This is a genomic window from Lysinibacillus sp. FSL R5-0849, assembly GCF_038595075.1.
In the GTDB taxonomy this organism is placed as follows: domain Bacteria; phylum Bacillota; class Bacilli; order Bacillales_A; family Planococcaceae; genus Lysinibacillus; species Lysinibacillus fusiformis.
This window is the reverse complement of the sequence record NZ_CP152004.1, coordinates 1,972,865-1,990,567: the sequence shown is the minus strand read 5'-3', so window position 1 is coordinate 1,990,567 and position 17,703 is coordinate 1,972,865. Positions and strand designations below refer to the sequence as shown.

Annotated in this window: 25 protein-coding genes; 7 read left to right on the top strand and 18 right to left on the bottom strand. The window is 35.6% G+C overall.

Annotated elements, in window-relative coordinates:
- Window positions 1-205 precede the first annotated feature (205 nt).
- Genes MKY80_RS09615 through MKY80_RS09605 form a run of 3 tightly spaced genes read right to left on the bottom strand, consistent with a single transcriptional unit; the run spans window position 206 to window position 1,766 of the window.
- Window positions 206-763, bottom strand: a complete 558-nt coding sequence (locus tag MKY80_RS09615) for an isochorismatase family protein (RefSeq protein WP_342532744.1) — start codon at window positions 761-763, stop codon at window positions 206-208.
- A gap of 60 nt (window positions 764-823) precedes the next feature.
- Window positions 824-1,462: an O-methyltransferase gene (locus tag MKY80_RS09610; protein ID WP_089984711.1), complete on the bottom strand. Its 639-nt coding sequence runs from the start codon at window positions 1,460-1,462 to the stop codon at window positions 824-826.
- Entirely contained in the window at window positions 1,446-1,766 is a 321-nt protein-coding gene (locus MKY80_RS09605; RefSeq protein ID WP_085961726.1) for a hypothetical protein, read from the bottom strand. Before MKY80_RS09605 ends, MKY80_RS09610 begins: the two co-directional genes overlap by 17 nt.
- A 174-nt stretch (window positions 1,767-1,940) precedes the next feature.
- Between MKY80_RS09605 and MKY80_RS09600 the strand changes: the two genes are divergently transcribed.
- A complete protein-coding gene (locus MKY80_RS09600; protein ID WP_036125393.1) occupies window positions 1,941-2,141 on the top strand; it encodes a hypothetical protein in 201 nt (66 codons plus the stop codon).
- Window positions 2,142-2,222: 81 nt separating this feature from the next.
- On the top strand, window positions 2,223-2,354 hold the full coding sequence (locus MKY80_RS09595) for a hypothetical protein (protein ID WP_258954896.1): 132 nt from the start codon (window positions 2,223-2,225) through the stop codon (window positions 2,352-2,354).
- A 1,788-nt stretch (window positions 2,355-4,142) separates the two neighbouring features.
- Here the strand turns inward: MKY80_RS09595 and MKY80_RS09590 are convergent.
- Both MKY80_RS09590 and MKY80_RS09585 read right to left on the bottom strand, forming a co-directional pair.
- Complete coding sequence (locus tag MKY80_RS09590; RefSeq protein WP_139150934.1) at window positions 4,143-4,655, bottom strand: hypothetical protein; 513 nt, start codon at window positions 4,653-4,655, stop codon at window positions 4,143-4,145.
- Between the two features lie 22 nt (window positions 4,656-4,677).
- Entirely contained in the window at window positions 4,678-5,292 is a 615-nt protein-coding gene (locus tag MKY80_RS09585) for a hypothetical protein (protein ID WP_342532739.1), read from the bottom strand.
- A 418-nt stretch (window positions 5,293-5,710) separates the two neighbouring features.
- Between MKY80_RS09585 and MKY80_RS09580 the strand changes: the two genes are divergently transcribed.
- A complete protein-coding gene (locus tag MKY80_RS09580; protein ID WP_089984717.1) occupies window positions 5,711-6,046 on the top strand; it encodes a helix-turn-helix transcriptional regulator in 336 nt (111 codons plus the stop codon).
- Window positions 6,047-6,324: 278 nt separating this feature from the next.
- A protein-coding gene (locus MKY80_RS09575) for an IS3 family transposase (protein WP_342532736.1) occupies window positions 6,325-7,469 on the top strand; the annotation gives its coding sequence in 2 pieces (ribosomal slippage) (window positions 6,325-6,604 and window positions 6,604-7,469; 1,146 coding nt in all).
- A 124-nt stretch (window positions 7,470-7,593) separates the two neighbouring features.
- Here the strand turns inward: MKY80_RS09575 and MKY80_RS09570 are convergent.
- The 6 genes from MKY80_RS09570 to MKY80_RS09545 all read right to left on the bottom strand — a co-directional run bounded on the left by MKY80_RS09570 (window position 7,594) and on the right by MKY80_RS09545 (window position 11,247).
- Window positions 7,594-8,130, bottom strand: coding sequence for a CueP family metal-binding protein (locus MKY80_RS09570; protein WP_170844062.1), 537 nt, complete (start codon window positions 8,128-8,130; stop codon window positions 7,594-7,596).
- Between the two features lie 271 nt (window positions 8,131-8,401).
- On the bottom strand, window positions 8,402-9,235 hold the full coding sequence (locus MKY80_RS09565; protein ID WP_089984723.1) for a GNAT family N-acetyltransferase: 834 nt from the start codon (window positions 9,233-9,235) through the stop codon (window positions 8,402-8,404).
- Between the two features lie 426 nt (window positions 9,236-9,661).
- Window positions 9,662-9,817 carry a hypothetical protein gene (locus MKY80_RS09560; RefSeq protein ID WP_008179775.1) on the bottom strand — a complete coding sequence of 52 codons (156 nt, stop codon included), beginning with the start codon at window positions 9,815-9,817 and terminating at the stop codon, window positions 9,662-9,664.
- Window positions 9,818-9,973: 156 nt separating this feature from the next.
- Complete coding sequence (locus MKY80_RS09555) at window positions 9,974-10,144, bottom strand: hypothetical protein (RefSeq protein WP_164908692.1); 171 nt, start codon at window positions 10,142-10,144, stop codon at window positions 9,974-9,976.
- 15 nt (window positions 10,145-10,159) lie between these two features.
- Window positions 10,160-10,780, bottom strand: a complete 621-nt coding sequence (locus MKY80_RS09550; RefSeq protein WP_342532733.1) for an SDR family oxidoreductase — start codon at window positions 10,778-10,780, stop codon at window positions 10,160-10,162.
- A gap of 80 nt (window positions 10,781-10,860) precedes the next feature.
- The gene (locus MKY80_RS09545) at window positions 10,861-11,247 is read right to left on the bottom strand and encodes a hypothetical protein (RefSeq protein WP_089984727.1); all 387 of its coding nucleotides are present in this window, start codon (window positions 11,245-11,247) and stop codon (window positions 10,861-10,863) included.
- 200 nt (window positions 11,248-11,447) lie between these two features.
- On the opposite strand from MKY80_RS09545, the gene MKY80_RS09540 reads away from it, so the two are divergent.
- The gene (locus MKY80_RS09540) at window positions 11,448-11,816 is read left to right on the top strand and encodes a hypothetical protein (RefSeq protein ID WP_089984729.1); all 369 of its coding nucleotides are present in this window, start codon (window positions 11,448-11,450) and stop codon (window positions 11,814-11,816) included.
- A gap of 89 nt (window positions 11,817-11,905) precedes the next feature.
- Here MKY80_RS09540 and MKY80_RS09535 read toward each other — a convergent pair whose 3' ends face one another.
- Together MKY80_RS09535 and MKY80_RS09530 are read right to left on the bottom strand one after the other, a co-directional pair.
- A complete protein-coding gene (locus tag MKY80_RS09535; RefSeq protein WP_090001695.1) occupies window positions 11,906-12,205 on the bottom strand; it encodes a hypothetical protein in 300 nt (99 codons plus the stop codon).
- A gap of 161 nt (window positions 12,206-12,366) precedes the next feature.
- Window positions 12,367-12,567 (bottom strand): hypothetical protein, encoded by a 201-nt coding sequence (locus MKY80_RS09530; protein WP_025117029.1) that lies wholly within the window; start codon window positions 12,565-12,567, stop codon window positions 12,367-12,369.
- Between the two features lie 75 nt (window positions 12,568-12,642).
- On the opposite strand from MKY80_RS09530, the gene MKY80_RS09525 reads away from it, so the two are divergent.
- The gene (locus MKY80_RS09525) at window positions 12,643-12,939 is read left to right on the top strand and encodes a hypothetical protein (protein WP_008179789.1); all 297 of its coding nucleotides are present in this window, start codon (window positions 12,643-12,645) and stop codon (window positions 12,937-12,939) included.
- 5 nt (window positions 12,940-12,944) lie between these two features.
- Here the strand turns inward: MKY80_RS09525 and MKY80_RS09520 are convergent, their stop codons facing one another.
- From MKY80_RS09520 to MKY80_RS09510, 3 genes are read right to left on the bottom strand one after another with little or no spacing between them, the layout of a single operon-like run.
- A complete protein-coding gene (locus MKY80_RS09520; RefSeq protein WP_342532727.1) occupies window positions 12,945-13,628 on the bottom strand; it encodes a DUF1963 domain-containing protein in 684 nt (227 codons plus the stop codon).
- Window positions 13,618-14,193 carry a DNA-3-methyladenine glycosylase I gene (locus MKY80_RS09515; RefSeq protein ID WP_090001701.1) on the bottom strand — a complete coding sequence of 192 codons (576 nt, stop codon included), beginning with the start codon at window positions 14,191-14,193 and terminating at the stop codon, window positions 13,618-13,620. Before MKY80_RS09515 ends, MKY80_RS09520 begins: the two co-directional genes overlap by 11 nt.
- Window positions 14,194-14,217: 24 nt before the next feature.
- Window positions 14,218-14,814, bottom strand: a complete 597-nt coding sequence (locus tag MKY80_RS09510; RefSeq protein ID WP_008179795.1) for a class I SAM-dependent methyltransferase — start codon at window positions 14,812-14,814, stop codon at window positions 14,218-14,220.
- Between the two features lie 166 nt (window positions 14,815-14,980).
- Between MKY80_RS09510 and aac(6') the strand changes: the two genes are divergently transcribed.
- Window positions 14,981-15,415 carry an aminoglycoside 6'-N-acetyltransferase gene (aac(6'), locus tag MKY80_RS09505; RefSeq protein WP_107921899.1) on the top strand — a complete coding sequence of 145 codons (435 nt, stop codon included), beginning with the start codon at window positions 14,981-14,983 and terminating at the stop codon, window positions 15,413-15,415.
- Between the two features lie 70 nt (window positions 15,416-15,485).
- Here aac(6') and MKY80_RS09500 read toward each other — a convergent pair whose 3' ends face one another.
- Both MKY80_RS09500 and MKY80_RS09495 read right to left on the bottom strand, forming a co-directional pair.
- Window positions 15,486-15,677, bottom strand: a complete 192-nt coding sequence (locus MKY80_RS09500) for a hypothetical protein (RefSeq protein WP_008179801.1) — start codon at window positions 15,675-15,677, stop codon at window positions 15,486-15,488.
- Window positions 15,678-16,129: 452 nt separating this feature from the next.
- Window positions 16,130-17,689: a right-handed parallel beta-helix repeat-containing protein gene (locus MKY80_RS09495; RefSeq protein ID WP_107921898.1), complete on the bottom strand. Its 1,560-nt coding sequence runs from the start codon at window positions 17,687-17,689 to the stop codon at window positions 16,130-16,132.
- Between the last annotated feature and the right edge of the window lie 14 nt (window positions 17,690-17,703).

Below are 17,703 nucleotides of genomic sequence, written 5' to 3'. Positions count from 1 at the left end.
ACAGTGGCCCTATGAATAAGAAGGATTAAGCATAGCTTGTATTCCATTTTTTGGAGCAAAAAATGTGTTACTGCTTTCCATTTCTGAAAAAACTCCATCCTTTTGGACAAGCTTTTGCTCTATCATAACGTCTTCTATGTAGTAGTTTGATCATCAAGAACGTATAAGAAATGACCAAGAACTAAAATTCTTGGTCATTATTATGTTAGCGGTAGGTTGAATGGCTAGGTTCAAATAAGTCTTCGTCTGAATGACGCACCAGCGAGAAATGGTCAACATTGTAATGACCGTGTAATATGTCATTATGATGTGCGATCATGGCTTCTGGTACTAAATGCTTGGAGCCGTTCGTCGAATGTCCATCAGCGACAACTGTGACATCGAAGCCGTGAACAGTGGCTGATCTGACGGCAGTATCCACACAATGCTCGGTTTTACACCCCATCATTACCAAATGCTTCACGTCATGATCCTTTAAATACTCCAGCAGCCCAGTTTTGTAGAATGCATTGGTAGCGAGTTTGTCAAAAAAGACAGCTGATATTGGAACATGGATTTTTTTATGTACTTGAAAGCCATCTCCCTCTCCACCAGCCACATCTTGATCACGAACAAAAATAATTTGAACATTTTCCTCGATAGCCTTTTTAATTACCTTATTGATGGTCTCTAGTAATTCTTCTTTGCGATAAACAGCTTGTTCCTCCTGATTACCTTCTATCAGTTCTTGCTGTGCATCAATCACAACTAACGCTTGTTTCAAACGCATCTCTCCTTTTTCAGTTACTAACCATACTTTACCATAAAGGAGGACTAATCTTTATTATTTTTTTACCTTAGAAACGGTTATGCCATCCCCAATGGGTAAAAGAATTGACTCCAATTGTGGGTGGTTCGCCACCAGACGATTAAATTTCTTCATGATGGCTGTATATCGTTTTGGTGTCACTTCTGGGTCTGCAACACTACCCGCTGCTAATACATTATCCGTGACAATTAATGCATCAGTATTTGCTAGTTTTATACAATATGCTAAATAATGCTCGTAATTTTCCTTATCCGCGTCAATAAAGAAAAAATCAAAGCGTTTTCCATCAGCTACAAGCTTTTCAAGGCTTTCAAGGGCAGGCCCAGTGAGATAGGTCACTTGTTCAGCAAAGCCTGCATTGGCAAGATTTTGTGCAGCTAACTGTGCATATTTTTCCTCTAATTCTAGTGAGGTTAATGCGCCCTCATCTGCCATTCCTCTCGCTAGACAGATGCCACTATAACCACCTAATGCACCGATTTCTAAAATATCCTGAGCCCCTGTAAGCGATACGAGCATCGTCAATAGCTTTCCTGATGAAGGAGAAACTGAAATGGCTGGCATACCTTGTTCCGTAATGGAAGCTATGACATTCTCAAGAATGGGGTCCTGCTGGGCAAATACCGTATCAATATAGTTATTCACTTTTTTCATGCACAGAATCTCCTTCTTCTATCTGTGAATGATCAACTGCAGTTTCTACTGTTTCGCTTTCATGTATATCAAACAGCTGGCTAAATTCTTGGATCACCATATCAATGGCCTTTAACTCACCTACTAAAATTTGCTGAATGGATTGAAACTCGGGCTTTTCTAATTGCTGTTTAATCGTTGCACGTTTCACATTTAACGTTTCTAAAAAGGCAATGGCTCTCCCTCTTCGGAACGTTTTTGCTCCACGTGATGCCGTTCCCTCCATTCCTCTGTGACGACCACCTCGATGATGACCTTCCTTCATATGCTCTCTAAAACCTGAACCTCTCATTCATTAAACACTCCCTTTGTATACAAACGTATACGTTGATTTAAAGTTATTGTATACAAGTGTATACAATAAGTCAATTAACATATTGCTTTCATCGTTCAACATATACTAGGGATACCGATTACTTTTGAAATGGAGGTACGTGTATTGAAAAGAGTCATAAAATATGTTTTGGCGATTGGCACATTATTGATACTGTCAGGCATATTTTTAATTGGTGCGCAATCTCACTATAATCAGAAGGAAATTAAAATTGCGAGTAAACTTTGTCTTGAAAATGGCGGACATCCTAAAATCATTCGTGATTATTTGGCCCTTAACTACTCCTTTTCATGTCAAAAGGATTGAGGTTTTACATAAGATAGATACTCCAGTCATTTTTAACTATCGTTCGGACAAAAGGCTAGCTGGAAAATATACTTTCCATATATGTATAGAATTATGAAATCCCTCGGTCATAAAAAGATAGAAACGACTATCATTTATATGGAGAAGGTGTTGGAGACAGAACAGCATGCTATTCATGAATGGGAAGCGGAGAATTTTAGTGGTTATATCTAAAAATTTTAGATTTGGTTGTTGTTTGTTTGATTAACTAATTTTTCAATAATTAGAGTAAAAAAAAATAGTTGCTCCTATTTCTACATCTATGGAGGTATTCCCGCAGTTCCATCATAGTATATTGTTATTGTTGCCTGTCTTAAGTTTTGTAATTATTTGTAATTCGTTTGCAAAATATATAGGATTTGAAATTATTTAATTCAAAGGAAATCCACTACTTTCTAAATTAATTTTGTGATTTCCATACACCTGCAAATAACATTTTATAGCATGCACGCAATAAAGAAATATATACAACAAATACATCAATTTAGAATTTTAGAAATTAACAGATTATTTATTTCAAATTAATTCTCTAGTATGGCACAATACTTCAAAATTTTAAATGAACAGCAAAATACAGTCTGATAATAGATAAAGAAGCTTCCCTTAGATGTCTATCTCTAAGTCTGAGAGAAACTTAGGAATCCTTTTACCTAGAATATAACTTACTTCATATGACTATAAGCTATTGCATGATGTGTTCAAATTGTTCAGTACTATTTTGCTCCTTGCAAGGCTATATTCGGTTCCCAGAATTTACTGGTATCACTTAACTAAAATATTGATAAAATGAATTGAATTCTTTCTTTTTCGGAGGCAATATGACTGAAATAATAAAGCAGCCTATAACCATTTCGCTTTCACAACTGGCAAATAATCCCTTTTATACTAGTAGTAATTCTTTCAATTGTAGTATTATTTCAAGCTAGAAATGATAAAGGCTCAACAGCAATATATTTATATATAACGGTTTTATATATATTCATTTATCTACTAGTTGGTTATTTTTACATATCGAATTGATACATTGTTACTGCACAAAATCTTTCAAGTATGCAAAACCACTTTTAAAGAGAGTTTACTAAAAAAACACAACTCCTATTATAGGATTTGGCCCGAATGTGAAAGATCAAAAGCATATTTCTACTTAAACTAAAGCTCTCCTTTAGTTTAAGTAACTTTTTCACATACTTTATTATTTAGCTAAATTAAATAGTTTATATAATAAAAAAACAATACTTTGTTAGCAGCCTTTGAAAAAGAGATCTATCCAGGAGAATTACTTCCTTTCTTTTCATCTTTACTTATTACTTCGGCTGTTAGTATGAACTAGCCTGCTAAATAATCTTATAATTAATTGCCCTAGAATATAAATAATTGAAACAAATACAATGGCGGCATCTCTGCCAAAAGGTTTAAACCAACCTCCATCATCATCTATGAAAAAATAGCCAAATATCAAAGAAATAACGGTCATAATAAAATTCAAGCCAATGAACAAAGGCAATTTAATGTTTCTCGATGAAATACCTACAACAATTATGAACACTAGAAATACCTGAAACAAAAAATCAGCTTGTTGCCTAGCAAGATGACAATTAAATTCGTAAAAATGAAATAAGAAAGGAACTGGAAATAAAGACAAAATACTTTTAATAAACCTCTTCAATTTATATATACTCCCATATTATATTGATAACGAAAACCACCCATAAGTGTAATTTTACACTATCGGACATTTTTTTCAATATGTTGTAGTTTTATTTTTTCCAAGGCTACATATACGGTATATAGGACATTCCTGAAGGTTGAACGTTGCATAATGCCAAGGTACGGTGTACAAAAAGTTTGTCGTTAACAATAAGCTTAAAAAGAAAAGGCATTACCATGAGTATGTCCTGTAAAGGTACACTCGCTGATAATGCACTTATCGAACAAAAATTTTTCATTAAGAACAACCAAATACTAATTATTTGTAGCCTCTTTTTCTTCTTCTTTTATAAATTCTTCTGTGTTGTTTATGTCTTCCGAATTCAAATCTTCTGCTGATAAGGTTGAACTAGTATTATAACTCGCTGTATTAAATCCAAAATTTATAGCATGTTGATAATTTTCTGATGTCCCAAAAAAGATATCAAACCAATTAGGAGTTACATTTTTTACACACTTAACATCTCCCATATCGTAAACTTGGAAAGTACTTCTTAAACGAGCGTCAGGGAATGGTAATCCGGCCTGTGTTGTAATTATTGTTCCAGCAGGAAATTTTGTACCCGATAATGCATTCCCACACACTTTAGGGCGAACTGCAGCAGTACTATACATAACTGGAACAGTACCATGATAAGTCAGACTACCCTGATCGGCTACATATGCGGTAACTGATTGATTTACATATGTTGCTGCTAAAGTACTTTCTGAAAGTATAGATGCTCCTAAAATAAATAACATTCCTAAAATTATAGGAATCTTTTTCATATTTGATTCCTCCTGTAAAGGTTTATTTTTTTTCAATTCCTCCTAAATACTCTCCGTTTTTAGGATTGAAATAGATTTCTGCTCTCTTGCCTGTTTTTTGACCTCCCACCCCCAAAAATACATTTTTCTCATCTCTTATTAGACGGAAATGATAACCATTCAAAAAATTATCATTTCCTGGTTCTAATTTAAATTCAGATATGGCTTTTTTTACAACCTCGTTACTATCTACTTTTATATCTTCATCTTTAATAGGCAGTTGTTCATCACTATCTATTACATCGTAACTTTTCAGTTTCCCCTTTTCGATAACAAATATGATACTTAGTCTTTTGTTAGGTAAGGTAATATACCCTTGCCAATTTCCTTTTTTTCCATCTGAACCATTTATTTTGCCATCATTCACACTATTCATAAAAATAAGTTCCGAATTTTTATCGTATTCTTTTGCTATGTCCATCCCTATGTCATATGCTTCTAATAAAGTTATTTCCTTATTGGGTAGTGATTCAAAAGAATCCACTTTATAAGAACCTTTCTCTAGTTCAGTTGCAAATAGTCTGTCCCTTATTGTTAATGCTCCGATAATTGATAGTAAGATTATTAGTAAAAGACCTGGAATAATTTTATATTTCACGGATACCCACCTTCACTTTTACTACTTTTAATTGCTATAGTATTTAACATATGATGGAAATTACTATATTATACTTAAAGATAGATAATATATTATTAATTTATATATTTTTATTAACAACCTACTAGATTTGAACAAGCTTAGTATAGCCATATAAATTGTAGTTTAAAAAAAGAATGATTATTTATAATAAAGTTGGATTAAAAATTCTGTGGGCATTGTTTTTGTTCTATAATTCAGAACTTTCCATAAAGAAAGACGCTTTCCTTATTTCAGAAAGTACCCGATTTTTTAATAAACTTATCCACTTATATTTAATTCTCAATGATGCAATATTTAGTTGCATAGATTGAATAAAAATGTTATGGATGTTTAATATTGAATGATATGATATTTGTAGATAGGTGGAGAGTAGGATATGAAAACTAACGACATCGTAATAAGCAAAGTAATTAAATGGTTGAAAGCTGAGGATAAATCATATCAATGGCTAGCTGAACAATTAGGAGTAAGTAAATCACTTGTAGGACTTATGTTAAAAGGAGAACGTACTTTAAAATCAGATCGCATTGAACACTTTGCCAAGATAATGGGGATCACGACAAAAGAATTGGTTCATTCAGATACAATAACGGAAGGCCAATTAACTGTTAACTTGCTAGGTGAATTATCTAATCGTCACTCTAAGAGAGAATTGGATTATTTATTGTTTGCCATCAATGATTATCTTGGATTAAAAGAGCAGGTCCAGTAGCTATCGAGATTAGGGGGACATTCAAGTGGCTATCGTTTTTTGGTAAGATGCTAGTTATAACTGACATAATTCATAGTTCTTCAACCAAAATAAAATAAGGATTCTAATTTGAATAGAGACCCTTTTTCTGGTTGTCACACTATGAGTATGATGCTGTAACCCGTCACACTCAACACCCCCTATCCTCGTAGGTTTTTGGTTGAATCGGCTACACTAAGTTGGACATAAAAAATAAGGGCTAGTACACTTAGACTACCAACTTAAAGGAGCGTGCTACTATGTCACGTCAACGTCGAACTTTTACATCTGAATTTAAATTGCAATTAGTAAAACTTTATGAAAATGGAAAATCCCGTGCAGATATTGCCAGAGAGTACGATATAACGCCTTCGGCTTTAGACCGTTGGATTAAAAACCATCAAGAAACCGGTTCATTCGCTGCCAAAGATAATCCCTCTGAAGAAGATAACGAACTAGCTCGATTACGCAAAGAAAATCAACGTTTACTGATGGAGAATGATATTTTAAAGCAAGCAGCGCTGATCATGGGACGAAAATAGATGTGATTCGAAATAACGCTCACAAATATTCAGTATCAGCAATGTGTGACGTCCTTAATATTCCGAAAAGTACGTATTACTATCATGCCGAAGTTTGTGGCAAACGTGCGCTAAAAACTGAAGATAATGAGATTTCCAAAGAGATTGCTCGTATTTTCAAAGAAAGCGGTAATAATTATGGTACGCGTAAAATCAAGAAAGAACTAAGTAAATTACCAGAGCCAAAACACGTATCACGTCGTCGAATTGGTCGTTTAATGAAAGGTCTTGGACTAGTATCAAACTATACAGTAGCACAGTATAAGGTGCATAACTCAACATGTAATGAAGGGCCGATAAAAAATGAATTACAGCGCCAATTTGAGCAAAAAGAGCCGTTGGCTGTCATCGTGAGTGATTTAACATATGTCCGTGTCGGAACAAAATGGCATTATGTATGCTTATTTGTCGACCTTTTCAATCGTGAAATCATTGGCCGTAGTACTGGTGCAAATAAGACAGCAGAGCTGGTTTATCAAGCACTAGTAAGTATTAGAGGTAACTTGAACGACATACAAATGTTTCATACAGACCGAGGAAAAGAGTTTGATAATAAGCTCATTTCAAAAGCCCTAGAAACATTTGGAATCCAGCGATCCCTGAGCATGAAGGGATGCCCTTATGATAACGCCGTGGCTGAGGCGATGTTTAAGGTATTTAAAACCGAATTCGCTAACGGAGCACATTTCTCTACTCTTGAACAGCTCGCTCTTGAACTTGATGATTATGTTCATTGGTTCAATAACATTCGAATTCACAGGACACTAGGCTATTTACCCCAGTGGAATTCAAGCAACAGACCTTATAATTTTTGTGCAGTTTAGTGTTGACATACCAAACAATGCAACTTAAATGCAAAATCTAAACCTATAATTTTAAAAATATAAATAGTAAAGGGCTGCCACAAATAATCAGCTTTCACTGACTTTTTGGACAACCCTACTTTTTTTATTTTAATTGCATTGTTGTAATGCAAGTGCCATCGCTTTCATAAGTAGAAAATGACGATTTTACAGTTTTGCCTTTGTGCTCCATTTTTATGTTATACGTTTGGTCACGAGGTAGCCATAAATCAATAAATCCATTAGCTAGAGTTTTCATGGTTTCGTTCACTAGCACATTACCTTTTGAGTCTTCAATATAGACAGCTATATCCTTATTAGCCAGCTCTCCTTGGCAACCCGTCAAGCTATGGTTAGTACAAGGGTGAGTTTCATTTATGTAAGGAGCTACAGAAACAAAAAATTCGTCTTCTGGCAAAGCATATGCTGACTCAATTCCTTCTTTATCAGTTACAATCAGCTGGTTTGATGTGATTGAAGCAGATTCGTCTTTTGTTTTGTTCCCGCTATATTCATTCACCAACTCCTTAATATTTTGCATCTCCACTTCTTTTCTAGGGTTATCGTCATTAGTACTCTCTCCATTGCAAGCACCTAGGACAATCGTAGTAAGCAAAGTTACAGCAAAAGCTTTTAATTTCATTTTATTCACCTCTAATTTCCTCATTCTTTCTACTTTGTAAAACGCTGACGACTTATACTATAAACTATAAATAAGAAGAAATTGTGCAGAGGAAAAATAGATTAATGACAAACAGATTTTATTTATTTGAGTATTGGAGACTCAAATCCATTCCAATGAAACAAACGTGACAATGTTGCTGATATATGATTGATTTTTAAAAGTTACAGCAAAAAAATTCTGAATATTTAATATTATAATCCTTTCATAGTTTATAAAGAGTATCTCATGATCATTTCCATTCAAACTCCAATGTTTTTAGTTTTGACTCAAATTCAAAGCCCAATTTTTTTGCTAAACGTTTAGATTCAAGGTTTGTTTCCATCGTTGACCATTGGGGTATTAGTCCATTTTTTATACAATCATCTAAATATGCAGAACACACTAAAGTGGCTAATCCTTTATTCATGTGTTTCTCGTCGTATGTTTCAACACTAATTTCATGTTTATTCTCGTGTACACAGCAAGAAAAACATGCACTTACTATTTTATTATCCCTTATGATACAATATCCCAGTCCATGAGTATTAAAGTCTTCAATTGAATACCAAACCTCTTCTACTACTTCAGAAAGAATCCCATCTGGATCGTTCTTAATGACTTCGGTATCAATTTTTTTTATAAGATAATTATCCGGTAAAGGTTTGTATTGCTCTTTTAAAGAAACGAAAGCCTCAGGATTGAATTGATAATACAGCTCATAATCTGGTTCGTATTCTTTATCATCAATAACATTCTCTAATACTTGTTCCCATATCTCATCTTTTATGACTGCAATAAACCAGGTTCCACCACACGATTCATAAGTATCCATTTTTAATTCATTATCAAGAAAATCACGTAAAGAATCAATAAACTGTTGATTAGTCGCATTCCCAATAAAAATACTGCTTATTCCTGTTACATCTATTAGTGCTGTATTGGGTTCTTGCGGATTGTCTACATAAATTGTCCCTCTGTTCATACCATTAATTATGGAATTTAATGTTAAATCATTCTTCTGATCAGGTGTTTGTAGTAACCTTTTTATTTTATAATAGTCTCTTTTATCCAATTTATAAATCATAAAACAGCTCAGCTCCTTTCATAATCTAGATAAAATATTTGTTTGTATTTAAATTCCTATAGTTTTTTTAAGAAAAAAATGCTTTATACAGGCGCTATGAAATGACGTAGCGATGGTACATTTTAACTTGAGTGAATGTCTACTTCTCCCTAGAAAAATCCCCTATGCCTACTGATTTTATTTTTTTATCTGTACTAAAGAAATATAGGGTAAAATCCTTAAATTAAGTCCTTCTAACTCTTTTCATTCTAAAAGTTCGGATGTACTATTTAATATTTATTACCATTTTATAACTTTTTATGAAGTAAAGCTAATAACTGCACGTTTTGATTCACCAATAAATGAGGGAACCTTTTCCAGTATTGATTACTTCGGGGCAGGACTATTCTTTACTATGAATGATGCAAACCCAGAATAAAAAAGACGTCAGGTAGACGCCTTTAATGTTTGATCGATATCCTCAATCAACCTATCCACTTGTTCCTTTGTTATCTTTATGACATATAACTCTGTCTTTTCGATTCCATCTTGAATGGCTAGGTGTTCAGGATATTGATAGTTGTTTGATATCTCTTTGTCCATACAATCACCTCTTCAATGATATATATTCGACATAAAGTATAGCAAACCTTCTATAAAAAGGAAAATTCCCAATACTTTCTCACCCTATAAGCATAAGTTTCCACTATTCCTATTAAAACCCAGTCAATTGAAAGAACCAATTCCTTAACGGGGCTATTACTTATCCAATTTTGCCGTTTTTTTAAGATAGAACACCCCAATAGACATAAGGATAATGCCATATACTTTCACCATCCTGTTTCGAATGGCTGTATCCATCGTTGTATTTAGCAGGGCAAGCCCAAAAAATGTAATGAGCAGGCCAATGAGCGTATGAATGATTCTCATTTTTCTACTCTCCTTTTAATAGGCGATCCCTACTCGACTTTTAACGAATTCCTTACTGAAGATTTGTTGGTAGGCAAAGTAGGCTGTATCGGCTACTGATATTTCACTACCGCCTTCAGGTAAAAAATTGCGCTCCACTCGATAGGTTCCTGTAAATGATCCATCTGGTAAATAGGTTGGACAAACAATCGTCCAATCGACATTGGAAACGCGTAATTGTTCAAAAACGTACTGATGCTCCTTAGCAGCAAACGTAGATTTACGTTTGGATTCCGTTGATTGATATCGAAGAATCGTAGGTGACACTCGACTTTGTAAAATACCCGCAGTGCCAATCGTAATAATTCTCTTTATCTTTTGTTGCTCCATCACCTCAAGTATGAGCGAAGTACTAGTAGATAAAGTATCATTCCCATCTGTATTTAATGCACTTACTACTACATCCACATTCACCATAGCCTGTTCGAGATCTTTCTTATTTAAGACATTTCCCTGAAAGATATGTAAGTTCTTATTGTCTAGCTGTAATTTATGGGGATCACGGACAAATGTCGTTACTTCGAGTTGATCTTTTAACGCGAACTCAACAATTTGTCTTCCCACACGTCCTGTTGCACCCAAAACTAATATTTTCATAGACCTTCACCTCTTCATTCCATTATAACATGCCCCCTCTATGCAAAAGAGACACATGCAATATGTGTCTCCCGCTTTCCTTATTTTGTTTCTAATAGCTGAACATTCACTATAAATGCTCCCATATTCTCTTCTTTGGCCAGCTCATGGATAATCGTTTGAATCTCACTTTCTGTGCTTTTTTCTATTTCATTACCATCGTGTAATTGGATGGTGATGATTTGATGGTTAGGAGAATCTACCAAATAGCCTACCGTACTATCTGGTGAATATCCTGCCTTTCGTACCGCTTGTATGATCTTTTGTGTAAAATTAGTCTCTTGTAATTTTTCACTAAACTCTTCCGCATAGGTCGGAGAAGGAGAGAAACTTACGGCTATTGGTAAAGGCTGTTTTTCTACAATCAGCCATGATATCACTACTATAGCGAACATCAGTAAAAAGAAACCTTGTAGCATTCTCTTCATACACTCGCTCCCTTTCACCTTCATATTAACAGGCAGAAATCTAGTATTACCCCCTAAAAACGGTTAGTTATGTACGACAAAGTTTCCATTTTTCTATTCAAAGGGCAAATTACCAAGAACTCTATTTGTTTTGTTCATAGATTAGATGTGTAAGGGTTGCGCGACCAATACTAAAAATTAACCATAAGGGAGATTAAAAGATGCAAGATTGTAGATTTAATCATTATATGAACTGGGGTCAACAAAAAGAGGAATCGAAAAAATGCTGTGAGAAAAAATGTAAGCATACGTGTAAATGCGAACACAAAGATGAAAAATGCCCTGAGAAAGATTGCTGTTCCAAAAACGAATGTAAAGGCTGTATTTGCCATCAATTAAAATGCCTGCCTATTGGCACACTTGTAGACGTCGTGTTAGTAGGTGGTTTTAGCTTAGCTGATGTCTTTTTCATTAGCCTAGATCCTAAAACATGCTGTGCTACATTCTTAGAAGTAGCAGATGTAGGAGCTTCTCCGATTATCATAGATTGCCAACAAATTATTGTCATACGAAGAAGCACAATTGCTTAAAGAATTCTGGAATTGATATTTTCAGATATATGTAAACAGACTATTTATTTGATCTTCTGCCAGGTTAAATCCTGGCAGAATTTATAGTCTTATTCATTAATAATTACTTTGACAATGGGCTCCAGTTTGCCTCGGTACACATTGCCCAAATAATCCACTTCCACTACGACTGCTCTCGGCTCAAAACGCTGGATACACTCAATCAAACGTTTGGTGTTCATTTTTTTCATACGTTGGAAGAGTTTACGAATATCTGACCGAATGCTCCATTCCCATTGCGGGCAAGAGACCGTAAACGTCGATAAAATAAATGCTACATTTTGTAAAATACCTTCCACTCCCGTAGCTTTTCCATTCACATTACTTAATGCCGTTACTTGATGTGTCATGCTATCAACCTTTCTTCTACGTTCATACTGAAGTTTGTTCTCTTGAAAAAGAGCACTTTGTTATTTATGCTTGTTAGTCAATATTTATGAACGTTACTTTGTTTGTACCCCATAAACTTTTGGATTAAACAAATACTTAGCTGATAGGTATGCTTTAAAGTTTAGCGAGTAAATGCATAATAGAGAACGTAGAGCCAGCTAAAGCAGCCATGAATGATTGCCCATATGATGGAATGATGGACACTCCATGATATTGTGATCGCTAAAACAGAACCAAAGCCTATACCATTCTTGACGACTGTTTTGTGCTCCATTTTCTTCACCTTCTTTACTTTTTTCATCTCCCCATCTTGCCGTCTCACCTTATTCCCCTCCTCTATATCTTTGGTTTATGTAACAGCTAACAAGGGCATCCTGAGAAAAAAGGATGTGTGTTGATGAACGTATTCATAATGGTTACCATCATTGTCATACCTGCTCTCATGGTCTATCTTCAGCAAAAAAGTGATAAAATGCGCCTTGTTTTCAATGCATTAGGTGTCGTGTCTGCCATTCTTTTTGGCTATATTGCCGCTACTTCTATAACGCAGATTATTCTGGAGGATGTGGTCTTTATGACAACGATTCATGCTGTTTTCCTAAATCCCATTTTTCTACTGACAGGCGCGTATCTAGGTTTATTTTTCATTCAATACATGATCGATATCACAATCCATTTTAGGGCTAAGCGTTAACGATATTAATAAAAATCACAATAGACGCGCCATGTCTGTGCTGTTGGATTATAAAAGAAATAAAAATTGCCATTATCCACAATATTCAATTGTGCCTTGGCATCTGAGGCAATTTGGAAGACAAAAGGTGTATCTTCACCAAAATCATAGCCACTTTGACAAAAGGTCGGGTAGCCGCCAATTTTGTGTTGCGGATACATCTCTTCAAGGATGTCTTCAAAATAATTAAGGCCGTCTTCATGCTCCAATCTTAGTATGTCCTCTTCTATTTGTGCAGGAATACCCCCGCCATCCCATACTGGATAATCATTGTGAATATGCTCTACCTGCAGAGGAAAGGCTCGAATACGGTCGTGCTGCCAGTCCCGCTGTACTAGGTTTTCTAAGGTGGTGTAGGCTCTTATTTCAAAATAGATGCTCAAATCATCCTCCATAAGATGATCGAAAATATTCTCATGGACAAATAGAGTTACCAATTGAAACGGCTGTAAAGCTTGAGGTACATAGGGCAAATCATTCAAAAATAATGTAGCGAGCGGTTGAAAATCGGAAGGTCGATCCTCCTCTAGTAAAGACCATCCAACATAGCCAATCCAACTTTCTAAAAGCTCATGGGTTGGACGGAAGCCACCCGTCTGGAATATTGTCGCTTGCTTGGCTAGCTGAGATTGGATATGTTTAATGCTCATGCGCAAGCCCCTGTTGTCGACAGCAGCAATCCGTTATATGATCATTGACCATACCGACAGCCTGCATAAATGAATAACAAATCGTACTACCCACAAATTTAAAGCCGTCCTTCTTCAATTGCTTACTCATCCGATCACTGCGATCTGTTGTCACTGGTACCTCTGCCATAGATGGCCATTCATTTATGATTGGTTGATGATCGACAAACCCCCAAATATATTCAGAAAACGAGTCATATTTTTCTTGTATTTGTAGAAATGCTTTCGCATTCGTCACAACGCTAGCTATTTTTAATTTATTGCGCACAATCCGTGTGTCTTGCTGTAATTCCAAAAGCTTGTCCTCTGAATAAAGGATAATTTTTTTAGCATCGAAATGATCAAATGCCTCTCGATAGCCCTCTCGCTTTTGTAAAATCGTCCACCAGCTAAGTCCTGCCTGTGCCCCCTCTAAACAAAGCATCTCGAATAAATGCTGATCATCATAGACGGGTACTCCCCATTCTTTATCATGGTAATCTACATATAACGGCTGATCTAGCTTGACCCATGAACATCTTTTCACCGTATAACCTCCCACGTTTATGTATTATTTAATGGCCGTAATACATAGCCATCCTTTACTTGTTTTTTCACTTATATATACCGTTTGGAAACCGGTTTGTTTCAATAATTCTTTCATAGCTGCGGGTGTTTGGAAAGCCTCCATATGGTAATTCATTTTGTAGTACTCGGCGATGACAATAAATTTTCCTCCATTTTTCAATACCCTCCATACTTCCCCAACATCATGTTCCAATGATGGCCAAAAATAATGGGTTTGAAAAGCTGTAATGGCATCAAAAAATTGGTCCTCATATGGTATTTGAGACACACTTGCCTCCTTAACAATCATACTGCCACTTGCGACATTCGCTTCATTCATTTTGATGGATTCCTTTACGGCTTGTGCAGAAATATCGATCCCATAAATTATACCATTGGGATTCAATTTCGATAAATTTCTGAGTGTTTTCCCTCCGCCACAGCCAATATCTAACACACGGTCCCCATCATTGATGGCACCTTGCCGGATAAACCAGCTATTCATGCCACGATGAGTGATATTCATGATACGTAGCATCCATGAACCCATCCATCCTTTTGGATTTTTTGCCTGTTCAATTAACGATTGTAATAATGACATATCGGTTCCCCTCTCATCAAAATCGATGTGGATTTTATCCTTTTTTTACATGTATACCCTGTATATAATAATAGAAAGCACATCAACGACAGAAACTCTTACTAGTTTGTACGTGCAAAAATGATTTTTGTTTCGTTTTCGAATGAATAGGATGGAGGGACTTTGAATGATTCAACAAGCAGAGCAACAGGATGCCCTGGCAGCTGCCACATTAGCTTTATTGCTGTGGCCTAGTCATACAGTAGAGGAATTTACTGAAAGCATGACACATTTATTGAAGGATGACCATGCAGTCATTTTCTTAGCCTACGACCATGACAAGGCGATTGGCTTTGCCCAATGTCAGCTGAGAACAGATTATGTAGAGGGTACGGACTCTAGTCCAGTCGGCTATTTAGAAGGATTATTCGTCATGGATAACTATCGACAGCAAGGCTATGCTAGACAGCTTGTAGCACATTGTGAACAATGGGCCAAGCATATGGGATGCTCAGAATTTGCAAGCGATTGTGAATGGGACAATACCGAAAGTTTACAAGTACATTTACAGCTTGGTTTTACGGAAGCGAATCGAATCATTTGTTTTACAAAAAAATTATAAAAAATGTGATAAAAAAATCACAAGTGCTTCGAATCCTGCACTTGTGATTTTTTGCATCTATATATATAGGTTAATTTAAATATGTATGGTTAGAAATATTACGTTCGCGCTCATCGATAATTAAATGGATCAATAATGCAAGCTGTTGTTCTATTCGCATATTGTTTAGATGTAAGATATCAGCAATCGCACTTTTATGCTTCTCTGCTAATTCAATTTCCTCTAACTTTAAAAGAATTTCCTCTTTTGTCAGCCCAAACATCTCTTATCACCCCCACTCCTTTTTTATTATTATTTTAAACAAATTAAACACACTTCACAAATAACATATAATCATCTTATATATGAACCATTTTTACTAATTATAGGCTAATTCACCGAAACTAATCAATCTATTATCTAAAATTTCTTAATATTTTTTTTACATCAATTCCAAACTTTATTATTCAAAAAATAACATTTACAAGAAAATATACCATTTTACTTCTTATTTTTTTGGAAAATTGCAGTAATTGAAAAGAAGTTGTCTATACCATTATAAAAATAATCAGTCAGTTTGTCGAATAATAGAGTTTTCGCTGCCTATTTATCTCATCGTTTTTAACCCAAACATATTACTTTACCCATAAATATAAAGTTGAAACCTTCTGATGCCTACCGCAAAAAAAGTAATTTCAAAATTGAAACTACTTGTCTTAGTTGTATAATCGGTTATTAAATTATTTTTTTAATATCATTTTTCAGCATTTTTATATGGTTCTCATCATTTGTTTGAACCCTCTCTATTTGTGATACTCTTGATGTCGTGTCTTGTTGCCAAGTTGTTGTCTGAACATGCTTTTGCACATATAACTGACTGTTTTCCTGTACCACCGCAGGAGCTTTCACTGCACTTAAATCTGTATCACGTATTTCTAATAAAGATTGATTGGACAAAGCTAAAAATGGGCGTGCTGCTTCGCCTACTTGACAATGTTCAATACGTCCCATTGAACGATCAGACCATATCATCGCATACGTGCTATCCTGACAGTCATTGAAATGGCTGTTGGCTACTTCAAAAATGGCATCGATACATGTAATCCCGTTGCCTTTCATTTGTTCAAACGTACAATGCTGTGTAAACAAACGGGCATTGTTCAAATATACATGTTGCTTTTCCAGCTCTCGAATGTTTGTATGGTGAAGCATAATTTTGGCATGATCATTGCCATAAATACCACCTGATTGCCCAAATTGAATAATCGTTTGATGGAGCTGTAGCCCACTTGCATCCACAATGATATGAAATTGCTGATGGTTTTGGATTTGACATTCGGTCATCGAAACATCAGCTTCATCTACGATGGTCATACCAACAGCCATTCCATTACGTACATGACATTTGCGAAACTCTGCCTTGCTATTCTCTATCAGCATTTGTGCTTTCACATGACGATTAAACTGACAATCGTAGAATTGAGCTTCTGTTTTTTCTCCCAGGTACAGCCCGAGTCCTTGGCCATCTGAAAATATAGAATCAGATACCATTACCTCACTACGGTGGACGATCATATTCGTGTCATGATGATTCTTGATTTCACAGCCATCCATACGTAAAAACGTATCATCAAATAGCTGTATACCAACCCCCTGTCCTTGGTGAATAAGGCAATTGGTGATTGCCAGCTCACTAGACGCCGCTACAATTTGCTCCTTTTCATGACCATGAACTTCACAATCCTCCATGACCATCTTCACATGACGAATCGCAAAAATACCATGTTTCTTCCCTTCGAGCAGCAGACAATTGCTTAATGTCATCTCGCAGTTTTGCGCAATAATTTGAGCTTTCACATGATGCTCAAGTGTTGTATCAACGAGAATAACACTGGAACCATTAGCAACACGTAGACCAAAATGATTGAGCGGTGTAGCAAGCACAGCACAATTTTTCATCAGCAAACTACCATAGCTTACCATAATCTGCGTGCGAATCAATTGCTCCTCAATAATACAATTTTCTAACTGTAAATCTCCTTTTACATAAAGTCCCTGCCCTTGGCGAAAACGTAAATTACGCATATCTACATGGGTCTGGTAGCGAATAAAAACACCACCTTTAATTGTAACATTGCCAACTCCATACAATGTCAGCCGCTTGGAAATATCCAAGCTCTCCTCATAAATACCATCTCGAATTTCTATCATATCCCCAGGCATAGCCTCTTCAATTGCCTGCCCAATGCTTTGGTACCGATGCATAATACTTCTCTTTACTACAAGCGTTGCCATTTACACACTCCTCA

Excerpts from the sequence above, each read along its gene's own strand:
- MKY80_RS09500 (WP_008179801.1), bottom strand. The coding sequence starts at position 15,677 with ATGTTTGGGCTGACAAAAGAGGAAATTCTTTTAAAGTTAGAGGAAATT.
- MKY80_RS09570 (WP_170844062.1), bottom strand. The coding sequence starts at position 8,130 with ATGAAATTAAAAGCTTTTGCTGTAACTTTGCTTACTACGATTGTCCTA.
- MKY80_RS09580 (WP_089984717.1), top strand. The coding sequence starts at position 5,711 with ATGAAAACTAACGACATCGTAATAAGCAAAGTAATTAAATGGTTGAAA.
- MKY80_RS09605 (WP_085961726.1), bottom strand. The coding sequence starts at position 1,766 with ATGAAGGAAGGTCATCATCGAGGTGGTCGTCACAGAGGAATGGAGGGA.
- MKY80_RS09540 (WP_089984729.1), top strand. The coding sequence starts at position 11,448 with ATGCAAGATTGTAGATTTAATCATTATATGAACTGGGGTCAACAAAAA.
- MKY80_RS09560 (WP_008179775.1), bottom strand. The coding sequence starts at position 9,817 with ATGGACAAAGAGATATCAAACAACTATCAATATCCTGAACACCTAGCC.
- MKY80_RS09590 (WP_139150934.1), bottom strand. The coding sequence starts at position 4,655 with ATGAAAAAGATTCCTATAATTTTAGGAATGTTATTTATTTTAGGAGCA.
- MKY80_RS09525 (WP_008179789.1), top strand. The coding sequence starts at position 12,643 with ATGAACGTATTCATAATGGTTACCATCATTGTCATACCTGCTCTCATG.
- MKY80_RS09550 (WP_342532733.1), bottom strand. The coding sequence starts at position 10,780 with ATGAAAATATTAGTTTTGGGTGCAACAGGACGTGTGGGAAGACAAATT.
- MKY80_RS09610 (WP_089984711.1), bottom strand. The coding sequence starts at position 1,462 with ATGAAAAAAGTGAATAACTATATTGATACGGTATTTGCCCAGCAGGAC.
- MKY80_RS09520 (WP_342532727.1), bottom strand. The coding sequence starts at position 13,628 with ATGAGCATTAAACATATCCAATCTCAGCTAGCCAAGCAAGCGACAATA.
- MKY80_RS09495 (WP_107921898.1), bottom strand. The coding sequence starts at position 17,689 with ATGGCAACGCTTGTAGTAAAGAGAAGTATTATGCATCGGTACCAAAGC.
- MKY80_RS09510 (WP_008179795.1), bottom strand. The coding sequence starts at position 14,814 with ATGTCATTATTACAATCGTTAATTGAACAGGCAAAAAATCCAAAAGGA.
- MKY80_RS09545 (WP_089984727.1), bottom strand. The coding sequence starts at position 11,247 with ATGAAGAGAATGCTACAAGGTTTCTTTTTACTGATGTTCGCTATAGTA.
- MKY80_RS09535 (WP_090001695.1), bottom strand. The coding sequence starts at position 12,205 with ATGACACATCAAGTAACGGCATTAAGTAATGTGAATGGAAAAGCTACG.
- MKY80_RS09565 (WP_089984723.1), bottom strand. The coding sequence starts at position 9,235 with ATGATTTATAAATTGGATAAAAGAGACTATTATAAAATAAAAAGGTTA.
- MKY80_RS09595 (WP_258954896.1), top strand. The coding sequence starts at position 2,223 with ATGTATAGAATTATGAAATCCCTCGGTCATAAAAAGATAGAAACGACT.
- MKY80_RS09555 (WP_164908692.1), bottom strand. The coding sequence starts at position 10,144 with ATGAGAATCATTCATACGCTCATTGGCCTGCTCATTACATTTTTTGGG.